The sequence below is a fragment of the Novosphingobium humi genome (genome assembly GCF_028607105.1).
Classification (GTDB): Bacteria; Pseudomonadota; Alphaproteobacteria; order Sphingomonadales; family Sphingomonadaceae; genus Novosphingobium; species Novosphingobium humi.
Map to the genome: position 1 here is coordinate 163417 of NZ_CP117418.1, position 13012 is coordinate 176428.

The window sequence follows — 13012 nt, forward strand, 5'->3', positions numbered from 1 at the left end:
ATCGCGCATAATCGATAGGGGAAACCAAGTGACCACGCCCATCAACAGCGATCTGGAAATCGTCGGCATTGTGAACCACCGCGCGGGCGGCGTGGGCGATCCGCCCTCGGCGCTGGATTTCGATCCCGATTTCATCCGCGAGGTCGCGTTGGCGCAGGAGGCGGCGGGCTATGACCGCGTGCTGATCGCCAATGCTGCGACCATGCCTGAAAGCATGGCCATCGGCAGCTTCCTTGCGCCGCAAACCAGCCGCCTCGGCTTTATGATGGCGCATCGCCCCGGCTTTATCGCCCCCACCACGGCGGCGCGGCAACTGGCCACCATCGACCGGCTGAGCAAGGGCCGCGCGGGGGTGCATATCATTGTCGGCGCCGATGATCGCGAAGTGCAGGCCGATGGTGCCTTCAATACCAAGGAGCATCGCTATCGCGTGGCGGGCGAATATGTCGAGGTGATGCGCAAGATCTGGTCTTCACCCGAACCCTTTGATCATCAGGGCGAGTTTTACAACGTGAAGGGCGCGCACGCGCTGGTGCGGCCTGAGGCCGGGGCGATTCCGGTCTATTTCGGCGGCACGTCGGATCTGGCGCTGGATATGTGCGGGCAATGGGCCGACATTTACGCGCTGGGCGGGGATACATTTGCCGGGGCGGGCGCGCTGGCGGCGCGGGCGCATGCAGCGGCGGCGCGTCATGGGCGCACGATCAAGGTGCTGATGACCATGGTCATCATCGTGGGCGAGACGGAAAGCGCGGCTCATGCCCGCGCGGCGGCGCTTTATGAGCGCGTGATGGCCCAGATCGGGGCCGGTGCACGCGGCATCATGGCCGCCCATGAAAAGGATGGCGACAAGCCCGCCGCCGGTGCTTTCCAGCGTATGGCCGCACAGGCCAAGGAAGGCGAATGGCTCGACCGCTGCCTGTGGACCGGGCTGAACAAGGCCTATGGCGGGCGCGGCAACAACAGCGTGCTGGTGGGCACGGCGAGCCAAGTGGCCGACAGTCTGATGGAATATCGCCGCCTTGGCATCACGCGCTTTTTGCTGCGCGGGCCGGACCAAATCAACGATGCGGCGATCATCGGGGGCAGGCTGGTGCCCAAGCTGCGCCAGATGATCGCGGCGCAGGAAGCGGTGACGGCATGATCGCGCCCTATACGGCGGCCCTGTGCCGCCCGGCCACGCAAACGGTGTTTGGCGAAGATGGCGTCCATCCGGGCGCGTTGGCCGCCAATGTCGCGCTCTATGGCAATCTGATCGCGCGGGCGGCGGGCGAGCATGGCGCGCGGCTGGTGGTTTTTCCGCAATTTTCGCTGACGCATTATGCGCCCTTGGGCACCGATGTTTGGCTTGATGCGGCGATTACCTTTCCCGGCCCGCAGGCCGATGCGATAGGCGCGGCCTGTCGCAAGGCGGGCGTCTATGCGGTGGTGCAGACGGCGGAAAAACATCCCGCCTTTCCGGGCCGTTATTTCCTCTCCAGCGCGATTTTCACCCCCGAAGGCGAGCTGGGGCTGGTCTATCGCAAGACCTATGCGATGTCTTTGCGCACCAGTCCCGGCGATGTGCTGGACCGCTTTATCGACGTGTTCGGGGCTGACGCGCTGTTTCCGGTGCTGCATACGCCGATCGGCACGCTGGCCACGCTGATCGGGGCAGAGGTGCATTGGCCCGAGCCGGTGCGCGCGCTGGCGCTCAAAGGGGCCGAGGTGATCTGCAACCCGGTCGCTGCCGTGCAGTCCATCGACTACCTTAATCGCGCCGGGGCCGAGATCGTGCGTCCGGTGCGCGCCTTTGAAAATGCCGCCTATCTGGTGATGGCCAATTATGCCGATGGCGCGGTGGAAAGCGCCGCCTATGATTTTCAGGGCGCAGGCATCGGGCGCAAGGTGGATCAGACCTTTACGCTGGCGACCATCGACATTGCGGCCTTGCGCGCCTCGCGGGCGGGGCCGACCGCGGATTTTCTGGCCCAGATCCAGCCCGATCTGCATCGCGGCATGTATGATGCGCCGCTCTGGCCCGCCAATAGCTTTGCCGATGCCGCGCCATCGGGATTTGACGCCTTGATCCAGCAGGAAAGCGCGGTGCGCATGCGGCTGGAGGCAAGCTGGGGGCGTTAAACGCCCCGCAACTCGGATGATGTCCGGCGGCGCAGGGTTGGGGCGATGTCCGCGCCGATCCGCGCCGTATCGACCAGCCAATCAAAGCCGGTGATCAGGAAATTGTCGATCCCCACCCGCCAATAGGCCATCAACGCCTCGACCAGCGTGTCGGGCGAGCCGACAAGGCATGTCACCTGAAGCCGCCCCTGCGTTGCCTTGGTCAACCCGGCCCACAGATGCGGATCGGCGCCATCGGCTTCGGCTTTGGCGGCCTTTTGCGTGATGTCCTGCGCCGCCGCGCCCAGATCCCGGCCCAGCAGGCCCAGCCTCGCCTGTTTCTCCTCCACCGCGCGCAGCAGGCCCGTCGCCCGGTCCCACGCGGCCTCGTCGCTGTCGGCTACGACCAGCCGCATCGACATGGAAAAGCGCGGGGCGCGCCCATGCCCGGCTGCCTCTGCCTTAACCCGCGCCACCAATTCGCCCACCTGCGCCACGCTGCCCGGCCCCAGCGCATAGACATCGGCCAGTTCCGCGCCATAGCGCAGGCCCAGTTCCGATGTTCCCGCCCAGAAAACCGGGATCGAGCCGTTGACCGGATGCACCTCGGTAAAGGCCGCGTCGCAGCGGTAATATTCGCCCGCATGGTCAAACGGCTGGGCCGCGCCCCACATCCGGCGCAGCAGGCCGACATATTCGCGGCTGCGGTTATAGCGCTGATCCTTGGTCAGATAATCGCCGTCACAGCGCGTTTCGATATCGGAAAAGGCGGTGATGATATGGACCCCCGCCCGCCCGTTGCTCAATTGATCCAGCGTGGCCAGCGCGCGGGCGGCCATGGTCGGGGCGATGAAGCCGGGGCGATGCGCCACCATCAGCTTGAGCCGCGTGGTGGCCGCGGCGACAAAGCTGGCATTGACCAGACTGTCGGCGGAGCGCGCATTCTGGCCCACCAGCACCCGGTCAAAACCGGCCGCTTCATAGGCGCGCGCGATTTCCGGGACAAAACTTGCGTCATAGACCGGCGCTTGGGGGCTGGCCTCTGATCCGCGATAGGGCGAAATCAGGCCGACGATTTCAATTGCGCTCATGCGCTTGCTCCTTCAGGCTTTTCCTCAAGGCTGGCCGGATCGAGCCGATAGCACCACACCGTAATCACCCCGCCCAGCATGGCCAGCGCAGGCACCAGCCCTACGCACAAGGCCACCGCCCGGATTGCGCCTGCGCTTTGCGCCACAGGCCCGCCCATGGTTGATGAGACATAGCCCATCGCCGACAAAAAGGCTCCCATCGCCGCCAGCGCCGCCGCCGAGGAGAGCTTGTCGAGCAAGGTGGTCAAACCGGCAAACACGCCCTCGCGCCGCTCGCCGCTGCACAGATAGTCATAGCGCACCGCATCCGAGAGCATCGCATAGGCGCAAAGGATCGTGCCCCCGCCCGCCAGACCCGTGCCCAGCGCGCGCAAGGTGGTCAGCCATGCCGGATCACCCGGCGCGGCCAGCAGCCATGTCAGATTGACCAGCCCGTAAAGCGTCATGGCGCCCATATAGCCCGCCTTCTTGCCGATGATGGCGGTGAAGCGGACCCACGCCGGGATCGAGGCCACCATGCCCACGGTCGAAAACAGGAAATAGCCCGAGATCCAGCCATCGCCTGCCTGCAGCACATAGCGGCTGAAATAGGCCATGGCCGCGCTGCCGATGGCGGTGCCGAACAGCAGGAAGACATGGGTGATGGCCAAAATGCGGAAAGGCACGTTGGCCCATGCCAGACGCGCCTGTGCCACAAGGTTGAACGGGCGCGGATGCTCGGGCGGGGCGGTGCGCGGCGCGCGGGCCAACAGGCGGACCGCCGCCAGCGTGGCGACCAGCACCAAGGCGCCGATCACCGTTGCCATGACCAGATGCGCCCCGCGCCCTGCGCCCATCCGCGACAGAATCAGCCCCGGCACGGTGGTTCCGATCAGCGTGCCGATGGCATTGCCATACACGCGCCATGCCATAAGCCTTGTCCGCTCGTGATGATCGGGCGAACTTTCCACCACCATGGCAAAGCCGGGAATGGTCAGCAGCGTATAGCCGCTGGCATGGATCATCAGGGCCAGCGTGACAAAGACCTGAGCCAGCAGCACCGAGCCGAAATCGGGCGCGCCAAACAGCATCATCACGCCCAGCGGCATCGCCACCCCGCCCGCCAGCAAAAAGGGCAGGCGCCGCCCCCAACGCGTGCGCGCCCGGTCGGACAAAGCGCCGACAGCCGGATCGAGCAATCCGTCATAAATCTTGACCAGCGCAAAGATCAGCCCTGCAGTGCCCGCCGAAATGGCCAGACTGTCCGTCATGAAACGCAGGCCCAGCACGGTTACGACATTCTGACCCGCCGCATGGGCCACCGGCACCAGCGTCGAACCAAAGCGGATGGCCCAGACGTTTGCGGGCTTATTATTTTCGGCCGGTGCCATCTGGCCCCTCCTTTATGCAATTGCGGGGCATGTTTAGGGCTGGCGGGGCGTGACCTGGCCTAGGAAGCGATCCAGATCGCGGCCCGTTTCATCGGGCAGTTCGAGCATCGGATAATGGCCGACATCGGGGTAATGGATCATCGTCACCTTGGCGTTGGCGAATTGCTTGACCGCCTTGTCCGCCAGATAGGTGGGCAACACGATATCGCGGTCGCCCCATTGCAGCAGGATTGGAACCTTGACCTGCGCGGCCTCGGTGCCCGCGCCCTTCTTCCACAGCGATTTCTTGTTGGCCTGATAATAGGCGCGCACGCGGTCAAAGCCGCCGGGCAGATTGTTGGTGTCGTAATACCAGTCCACCGTTTCAGGCTTCAGCCGCGCCGGGACACCGTAAAGCGAGCTGAGCATCCAGCGGTAATAGAACTTGGGGTAGTAATTAGGGACGACATTTTCATGCAGCCAGATCGTGCCTGTTTCGATCGCCGAGACATGGGTCGTCGGCGGCGCTTCGAGGGGCAGGGTGGAGAGCGCCAGAGCGGTCACTTTTTCGGGGTGGGCGGCGGTGTAGAGCACCGAAAGGGTGGCCCCGCTTGACGATCCGACGATGGCGAATTTGTCGAGATGCTCTTGCTCGACAAAGGCCTCGATCAGCTTCATCACGCCCGCCAGACCCGTCGAGGGATTGGGATCCGTGCTCAGCCCGTAGGGCGGCCAGTCGAGGCGGATCACCCGGTAATGGGTCTTGAGCCGATCGGCCCACGCATCCCAAATCCGCAGGTTCGACATCGAGGAATGGAGCATAAGGACCACTGGCCCCTGTCCCTCGTCACGCACATGCAGGGTGACATCGCCAACCTTGACGAATTTGGACGGGGCATCGGCCCAGCGCGCCTTCACATCATCATAGGACGGATTGAACAGGCCGGCCCGCATCAGTGCAAGGGGCGCTACAAAAAGCACAAGCAGCAACAGCAGGGCCGATCCGGTCCATTTCACGATTTTGGTCATCGCCCGTCTTTCTCGCCAGATATTTATTTATCGACAGCAGCCTATGCGGGCCTTTACGCCCGGCGAGGGACATTCATGCAATGGTCGATAGTCGGATAGGGAGGGCGGACCTATGCGGAGATCGCGCGCCGCAAAAGCAAAGGCAACGAACCATTTGGGGAAGATCGCGGGATTCAGCAGGCTTTATTGATGCTGCCTTGCCACAGGCATTAATCCGACAGGCGAATAGAGGTGATTTCACTCCAGTCAGTTGACCCGCTTAAGGCAAGCTTCTCTGAACCAAGAGTGAACAAGCAAATTTGAGGTTGGGGGAATTAGAGCAATTGGCCGTTTCAGGCCAATGATTTGTTGCGCCATCAAATTTTCCGTCTGTGCAGCCGAACCTTTCCTCTCGCCCATAGCGTCTGGTCATTCTGGGTAAGTCGAAAAAATAACAGAATAATGACGGTAAATCGGAAGATGTAGAAATACAGATTTCCAAAAAAAACTAACCGTGTGAGGGCAGAATGAACAAAATCAATTCAAAAATTGTCTCTGGATATTCCAGTTCCATGGTGGCGCTTCTGGTCGCGCTGAGTTTCTCCGCGCCGGTTCAAGCCGCCGAGCCTGCGGCCCCCGCCGCAGTTGAAGATCCGGGCACCATCACCGTTACCGCGCGCAAGCGTGAGGAAAATCTGCTCACCGTTCCCTTGGCCATCCGCGCGATGTCGCCTCAGGAAATCAGCCAGCGCGGCATTGTTTCGGTAACCGATCTGGTCGATGCCACGCCGGGCATCAACGTTTCGTCCAACAATTCGGGGCGCAACGACCGCTCGTTCCAGCAAATTTCGATGCGTGGCTTTACCCCCTCGACAACCGACTCGACGCTGACGGCTTCTTTTATTGATGGCGTTCCGGTGTCCTCGGCCTCGGCGATGAACGCGATCACCGATCCTGCGCGCGTTGAAGTGCTCAAGGGGTCGCAAAACGCTTATTTCGGCCGTAACGCCTTTGCCGGCGCGATCAACGTGGTGAACAAGCTTCCCGCCGACCATTTTCAGGGCAGCTTCAGCGCTTCGGCTTTCAGCCGCAAGGGCTATGACATTCAGGGTTCGATCGAATCCCCGATCATCCAGGATGTCCTTGGCGTTCGCGTGACGGGCCGCGTGCTGCAAAAGGGCGGTTCGTATATCAACGGCGCCAATGCCAACGAACGGCTGGGCGATCAGCAGACCCGCACCGGCACGGTGATGATCGTGCTCAAGCCGATCACGGGCCTGACGATCAAGGCTTTTGGCCTTTACAGCGAAGATCACGACGGCCCCTCGGCGCAGGGCATGATCTCGGCTTATGAAGTCCGTTCGAACAATGGCGCGCTCAACATCCCTGCAAAGACCGGCAGCTCGGCCGGTACGCTGTTGGTGGCCAACCAGTCCAATTGCACGCTCTCGGGCCTGACCGCCGGTCGTTCGGACACCGAGGCGCGCACGTCCAACCCGTTCATCTGCGGCGCCGCGCCCGCCCTGATCATGGGCCCGGCCCAGAACACCTATGTCAGCCCCGCCATGGCCGCCGCGCTGGCCAATGGCGCCTATCGTCCCGTCAGCGCCGCCGATGGTGTTCAGGGCTATGGGATGAAGCGCAAGTACAAGCACGCCCATATCAATCTGGACTATGACATCGGCCATGGCTTTACGGTCTCGTCGATGACGGGCTTTAACGACGAAATGTTTTCGGAAATGGCCGAGCTGGACAATTATGACAGCTCGTCCTTGTACCCTGCCACGACGCCGACCGCTGCCAATGGTCTGCTGCCGTTTTACAATTTCCCCTTCGTGATTGAGCGCACCAACCGCGACTTCTCGCAGGAAGTGCGCGTGGCCTTTGACAACAAGGGTCCATTCAACGCGATGATCGGCGCCAACTACCTTTGGACCAAGGCCTATCGCGACCTGTTCAACATCGGCGCCGAGGCTTTGGGCGCAACGCGTCCGGCCAGCACCATGTCCTCGCCGCAGCAGGTCCGCACCACGGGCGTTTTCGGCAGCGCCAGCTATGACGTGACGAGCCAGTTCACCATCAACCTCGAAGGTCGTTATCAGACCGACAAGGTCTATCTGTTCGGCGGTGGCGCGGGCGCAGTCGTCAGCGCGGACTCATCGGCCACCACCGGCATCCCGGCGGGCACCTATGCGCCGATGACGGCCTATTATTCCAAGAGCTTCAACAACTTCATGCCGCGCGCCATCTTGAACTACAAGATTACGCCCGACATCATGGCCTATGCTTCGTGGTCCAAGGCGGCGAACGTTTCGGTGGCCTCGTTCAATGGTCGTCTGTTCTCGGGCACGGCTGTGGAAATCGCCGCCTTGCAGAGCATTGACGTTCAGGCCTTTACCCGCCCGGAAAAGCTGACCACGTTCGAAATCGGCGTCAAGGGCAAGCTGTTTGACCGCAAGCTGACCTTTGCGCTGGCCGCTTTCAACAGCGAATGGACGGACCAGTATAACTCGCGTTCGGTCTTTGCCCCCAGCGGCACGACGGTGACCGGTCTTGCCAACTCGGGCCGCTCGCTGATCCGCGGTCTTGAACTGGATATGACCGCCACACCCACGCGATTCTTTACCCTCAATATGTCGGGCGCGATCAATGATACGAACATCCGTTCTTTCGCTGATCCCTCGATTTCGCGCTCGACCGGTGTGTTCGGCAACGGCTTTGTCGGCAAGAGCCTGCCGCTGACCTCGCGCTATTCGTTCTCGATCAGCCCGCAGTTCAACGGTTCGATCCCGGGCCGCGACAATTCGACGTGGTTTGCCCGTGCCGACCTGAACTACAAGTCGAAGCAGTTCCTTGACGCTGCCAACTACACCTGGATCAAGGATCGTACGGTTGTGAACGCCCGTATCGGCGTCAATCTGGACAAGATTGGCCTTGAACTGTTCGCCACCAATCTGTTCAACAACCGGGACTACACCTCGATCCAGCAAAACGTGGTCCAGACGCCGACCACGCAGAACGGGGTGCCGACCGTGGGCGCTGCTGCTCTGGCCGGTGGACCGTTCAGCTATCTGATCGTCGGCCTGCCTGAACTGCGCACCGTTGGCATCAAGGCCTCGGTCAAGTTCTGATAGAACGAGAATAAGGAAAGGGGGGCTGGATCATATCCGGCCTCCCTTTTTGTTGGGATCAATTACCCATTGAACGTTGACCCGTCGGCGCCCGGCACGACAACGCCTCCGCCAGGCACCTGAGCTCTACCCATGCCGAAACGGCATCAGGGCCTTGGTCGCGTTCATTTCACTTTGTGATTTTTCGGCGCGCTGAACCGGGTGCGGTTTCAGTCTGGGAACCCATCATAGGGCTTGCGCCATCCATGCCGGCCCTGGTGCGAGCGGGGATGCGAAATGCACAGTGGCGACGCCGAAACCTGCTGGCAGGCGCCGCGCCGCCCTGTCCTTCGATTAGCCCCGTTGGCGGCCCGAAGCGACGAACCACGAGCGGAACACGCCCTTGGATTCCCCGCCAAAGCCGCCTTGCCCCGGCTGGGGCGCCCATGCGGCATCCTGAAAACCCACGGCCACATCGTCAAAACCGGCGGCACGCATCAGCGCGTCATAATCCGCCGAGGTCGCCGCCTGCCATGCCGGTTCGTTATTGTAATCGCGCTCCACCTGTGCGCGGATCTGGCTCCACAGATCGAGGCTGTCATAGCGCGAGGGCACTTCCAGATGGATTGCCACCCCGCCGGGCCGCAACAGGCGGCGGCTTTCGGCCAAAATCTGCCCGATCGCCTCGGCCGAGGTTTCGTGCATCAAGGCCGCCGAGAAAACGAGATCGAAGTCGCCATCGGGGAAGGGCGCATGTTCGGCATCGCCCTGCACGAAATGGATCGCCGCGCCCATGTGGCCGGCGCGCGCATGGGCATAGCGCAGCATCGAGGCGCCAACGTCCAGGCCATAGGTTTCGGCCTCGGGAAAGGCCTGGGCCACCGGAACCAGACTGGTGCCCACGCCGCAGCCCAGCTCGAGAATGCGTTTGGGCTGAAGATCGGGATAGAGCGCATAGAGATGCCCCAGCACCGTCTTGCCCCGGCCATCATTGAGGAAACCGCCGTTGCGGCCCAGCATATAGACCGCGCCGCCCCGGTCCATCATAGCGCCTTGGCGCACGCCGGGCGCGTCAAAGGCATAGCCGCCCGGCATGATATGGACATGGCCGTCCACCAGATAGGCGGGCGGCACAAAGTCGGGATCGAGCGTGAGCGAGCCGAGCGTGGCCTCCTGCGCCAGCGTGTCGAGCGCATCGCCCTGACGCTCGACACTGTGCCACACGTCGTCCCACATCAACTCCTGCGAGGCGCGGAACGTGCCGGCCCACGAGCGGAAGGCAGGCTGTTCATGCAGGCGCGCGAAGGTTTCGGCATCGCGGTCATTATGCGTCGCGCCCGGATCCAGCTTGCGCGCAAGTTCGCCCTGCAGCGGCTCGATTTCGCTGCCCAGCCACATCTTGAGATCGCGGACGAACAGTTGCTGGGCCATTTCGTCATGGCTCGCCTCGGGCAGCATCGGATGGGACAGGGCGGGTTGGAACGGGGAGGACATCAGCCTTGCTCCTCAATGGCGCGCCGCGAGGCATCGCGCAGCGGGCGGAAAACCTTGGCAATCAGGCGCTGGCGCAGGGTTTCGCGCTGCTGGGCGGCCTCGTCCCCGGCGCGATAGGTTTCGATGGCTGCGCGCTCCAGCACGCCCTTTTCTTCCAGCAGGCGTTCGAGCGTATCGACCCTTTCGCGCGTTACGGCCAGTTCGCTGGCCAGCGCGGCGATCATCGCCAGCGCCTGATCCTCGATCACGGAAAGGCCGGTGATTTCGCGGCGACCGGCGGTGGCGGGAGGGACTTTCACGGCTGCGCTCCATTGCGGGAAAGGACGGATTGCTAGCCGAGGAACAGGGGTTTAGCGAGTCCTCCATCGGCAAATGATCGCTGTGCGGAACAGCGGGCGCGACTATCGGGCGGGGGTGGCACGCCTCTTTGGCGTGCGCCGGTATCATCAGGGCCGCAGCGTGTCACGGTGCCGCTCACACGATCAGGCGTCAGCCCGCGCCCCCTTCGGCGCATAAACCGCGGGGCGCAAAGCCCAGCTGGTCGCGCATGGCGAAACACAGACCGGCGGCAAGGATGCAGGCCGATGCGCAGACCAGCAGCACCAGATGCATCGCGCCGGCCAGCAGGCCCCGCTCGCTGGCCTGCATGGCCAGCAGGGTGATGAGGATCGCGGGCAATGTGTTGGCAAGGTTCATATAGCCCAGCCACCGCCCCTTTTTGGGCGATGAGGTGATGATCTCGGCCACAAAGGCCGCCTCGACGGAGAAAAAGGCGGCCTGCGCCAGATGGAACAGCGCGTAGGCCACCGCCAGCATCCACCATCCCGGCGCGGCAGCAAAGCCGGTCAGGGCAAGGGCCGCCAGCAGCGCGCTGCCGATCATCAGGCTGCGCCGGTCGGCCAGCATATCGGACAGGCGGCCAAAGGCCACCGCCCCGCAGCACGCCGCCAGAGCCGCCCAGAGCGACAGCCAGCCCACCGCCGAATCGGCCGTCAACCGGCTGGGCGCCATCGGCCCGCGCATCAGAAACGCGATATAGGGATAGAGATAATTGGTCAGCAAAGCCGCGCCCAATTGCAGCAGAAAACGCGCCCACCAGGCCAGCGCGAGATTGCGCAGCAGAAACGGCGTCCGGCCGCGCCTGTCGGCGGTAGGCATGGCCGCGATCTGTGATTTCAAGGGCGCGCCAAAGGGCCACAAGACCAGCAGCGGCAGGACGCAGGCCGCCACCAGCGCCATGGTGACGCCAAAGCCCGTCGAGCCGTCCGAGGGCGCGGCCCAGGCGATGACGGCCACCGATCCATTGGCCACCGGCACGCCGCAGTTGAGAAAACCGGCGATGTTTCCCTTGCGCTCATCGGGGATATAGTCCGCGATGAGCGGCCCTATCGGCCCCAGCAGCAGGTTGACCGCGACCTGAAAGCCGATGACGCCCAGCGCCAGCACCGGCGGGCTGTAAGAAAAGGCCAGCACGCCATAGCTGGCAGACAGACAGGCCAATCCGCCCGCGATCGCGCTCCGCCGGTTGCCGCGACGGGTCATCGCGCGGTCGCTGATCCGGCCCGCGACAATATTGGCCAGACTGGCGGTGATCCCGCCCGCCAGCACCAGCAGTCCGAGCAGATGCTCGCCGCCTGCCGCAACCCCGATCGAGGCCACCCGGCGCGGCAGAAGCAGAACCAGAATCGGCATAAAGGCAATATTGGCGCCCAGATAGGCCAGAACATAAAGGGCCTCGGCCGCCGACATGGGGCTTTTGCGCAGCATTGTTTCAGCCGCGCGGCGCTTTGGTGGTGGCCCGCACGACAAATTCATAGGGGAGTTCGAAAGCGCCCAGGCCTTCCTCGCCCTTTGACAATGCAATCAACTGTGCACAGGCCTTGCCGACCATGGCGGCGGTGGGCTGGCGGATCGCGGTCAGCGGGGGCACGCTGAAGCGAACGCCGGGCGTGTCTTCAAAGCTGATGACCGAGAGGTCATCGGGCACTTTCAGGCCCCGGTCGGCCGCGACATGGAGCGCGGCAAAGGCCATCTTGTCATTGTCGGCAATGATCGCGGTGGGCGGGCTGGGCGCGGCCAGCATGGTTTCCAGCACATCAACCGCCATGTCGAAATAGAAATTGCCCGCCCCGATCGGCCCTGCCTCGGGCGGTATCCCGGCCTCGGCCAAAGCCTCGCGAAAGGCTTTGCGGCGCTTTTGCGATGGACCGTAATTGAGGGGGCCTGCGAGAAATCCGATGGAGCGATGCCCCAGATCCAGCAGGTGGCGGGTGACTTCGCGCATGGCGCCTTCGTCATCCATATAGACATCGACAAAATTGCCGCCTTCATAATGGCCCACGCGCGCGCAGGGAATGCCCTGCCGCTCCAGCCATTCCACCAGTTCCAAATTGTCGCAATGCGGCGGCGTCAGGATCACGCCGTCGGGGCGCAGGGAGCCCACCGCGCGCGCGATCTGGGGGATCGTCGTGCCCGCATCGGTGTCGATCAATTCCAGCACCATATGGTAATTGTGGCGCTCGCATTCGCTCATGCCGCCATAGAGCATCTGGTCGACCCAGTCATTGCCGCGCCCCGATGTCCAGTTTTCAAAGGTGCGCGCGCGGTCGTTGATCGAGAGGATCAGATAGGAGCGCGCGCCCCCCATCCGCCGTGCCGAAAGGTTGGGCACATAGCCCAGTTGCTCCACCATCGCCTCGACCCGCTGGCGCACGGCGGGTTTTACATTCGGGCCATTGTTGATGACCCGCGACACCGTTTGGCGCGAGACTCCGGCGGCGGCGGCAACATCTTCAATCGTGACTTTGGCAGGTTTGTGCATCGTGATCCCTTTGGGCGGTTATCCCCACAAAGGGCGGTC

10 protein-coding genes are annotated in these 13012 nt (G+C 63.1%); 3 read left to right on the forward strand and 7 right to left on the reverse strand.

What is annotated here, in order from left to right; all coding sequences use genetic code 11:
- Positions 1–28: 28 nt before the first annotated feature.
- Together PQ457_RS16855 and PQ457_RS16860 are read left to right on the forward strand one after the other, a co-directional pair.
- A complete protein-coding gene (locus PQ457_RS16855) occupies positions 29–1144 on the forward strand; it encodes an LLM class flavin-dependent oxidoreductase (RefSeq protein ID WP_273620006.1) in 1116 nt (371 codons plus the stop codon).
- A complete protein-coding gene (locus PQ457_RS16860) occupies positions 1141–2121 on the forward strand; it encodes a nitrilase-related carbon-nitrogen hydrolase (RefSeq protein WP_273620007.1) in 981 nt (326 codons plus the stop codon). The genes PQ457_RS16855 and PQ457_RS16860 overlap by 4 nt, the downstream gene beginning before the upstream one ends.
- Here PQ457_RS16860 and PQ457_RS16865 read toward each other — a convergent pair.
- The 3 genes from PQ457_RS16865 to PQ457_RS16875 are packed head-to-tail and all read right to left on the reverse strand — an operon-like array spanning position 2118 to position 5569.
- Positions 2118–3191, reverse strand: a complete 1074-nt coding sequence (locus PQ457_RS16865; RefSeq protein WP_273620008.1) for an LLM class flavin-dependent oxidoreductase — start codon at positions 3189–3191, stop codon at positions 2118–2120. The genes PQ457_RS16860 and PQ457_RS16865 overlap by 4 nt on opposite strands.
- Positions 3188–4561 carry an MFS transporter gene (locus PQ457_RS16870; RefSeq protein ID WP_273620009.1) on the reverse strand — a complete coding sequence of 458 codons (1374 nt, stop codon included), beginning with the start codon at positions 4559–4561 and terminating at the stop codon, positions 3188–3190. Before PQ457_RS16870 ends, PQ457_RS16865 begins: the two co-directional genes overlap by 4 nt.
- A gap of 33 nt (positions 4562–4594) precedes the next feature.
- Entirely contained in the window at positions 4595–5569 is a 975-nt protein-coding gene (locus PQ457_RS16875; protein ID WP_273620010.1) for an alpha/beta fold hydrolase, read from the reverse strand.
- Positions 5570–6120: 551 nt separating this feature from the next.
- Here PQ457_RS16875 and PQ457_RS16880 point away from each other — a divergent pair.
- Positions 6121–8679, forward strand: a complete 2559-nt coding sequence (locus PQ457_RS16880) for a TonB-dependent receptor (RefSeq protein ID WP_273620011.1) — start codon at positions 6121–6123, stop codon at positions 8677–8679.
- A gap of 333 nt (positions 8680–9012) precedes the next feature.
- Here PQ457_RS16880 and PQ457_RS16885 read toward each other — a convergent pair whose 3' ends face one another.
- The 4 genes from PQ457_RS16885 to PQ457_RS16900 form a co-directional block, all read right to left on the reverse strand.
- Entirely contained in the window at positions 9013–10152 is a 1140-nt protein-coding gene (locus PQ457_RS16885) for a class I SAM-dependent methyltransferase (RefSeq protein ID WP_273620012.1), read from the reverse strand.
- Entirely contained in the window at positions 10152–10451 is a 300-nt protein-coding gene (locus PQ457_RS16890; protein WP_273620013.1) for a hypothetical protein, read from the reverse strand. Before PQ457_RS16890 ends, PQ457_RS16885 begins: the two co-directional genes overlap by 1 nt.
- A 190-nt stretch (positions 10452–10641) precedes the next feature.
- Positions 10642–11919 carry an MFS transporter gene (locus PQ457_RS16895; RefSeq protein ID WP_273620014.1) on the reverse strand — a complete coding sequence of 426 codons (1278 nt, stop codon included), beginning with the start codon at positions 11917–11919 and terminating at the stop codon, positions 10642–10644.
- Between the two features lie 4 nt (positions 11920–11923).
- Positions 11924–12973, reverse strand: coding sequence for a LacI family DNA-binding transcriptional regulator (locus PQ457_RS16900; RefSeq protein ID WP_273620015.1), 1050 nt, complete (start codon positions 12971–12973; stop codon positions 11924–11926).
- Positions 12974–13012: the final 39 nt, after the last annotated feature.

Bases quoted from the DNA above. Each gene is read 5' to 3' on its own strand.
- PQ457_RS16900 (WP_273620015.1), bottom strand. From the start codon at position 12,973: ATGCACAAACCTGCCAAAGTCACGATTGAAGATGTTGCCGCCGCCGCC.
- PQ457_RS16885 (WP_273620012.1), bottom strand. From the start codon at position 10,152: ATGTCCTCCCCGTTCCAACCCGCCCTGTCCCATCCGATGCTGCCCGAG.
- PQ457_RS16895 (WP_273620014.1), bottom strand. From the start codon at position 11,919: ATGCTGCGCAAAAGCCCCATGTCGGCGGCCGAGGCCCTTTATGTTCTG.
- PQ457_RS16880 (WP_273620011.1), top strand. From the start codon at position 6,121: ATGGTGGCGCTTCTGGTCGCGCTGAGTTTCTCCGCGCCGGTTCAAGCC.
- PQ457_RS16870 (WP_273620009.1), bottom strand. From the start codon at position 4,561: ATGGCACCGGCCGAAAATAATAAGCCCGCAAACGTCTGGGCCATCCGC.
- PQ457_RS16875 (WP_273620010.1), bottom strand. From the start codon at position 5,569: ATGACCAAAATCGTGAAATGGACCGGATCGGCCCTGCTGTTGCTGCTT.
- PQ457_RS16865 (WP_273620008.1), bottom strand. From the start codon at position 3,191: ATGAGCGCAATTGAAATCGTCGGCCTGATTTCGCCCTATCGCGGATCA.
- PQ457_RS16860 (WP_273620007.1), top strand. From the start codon at position 1,141: ATGATCGCGCCCTATACGGCGGCCCTGTGCCGCCCGGCCACGCAAACG.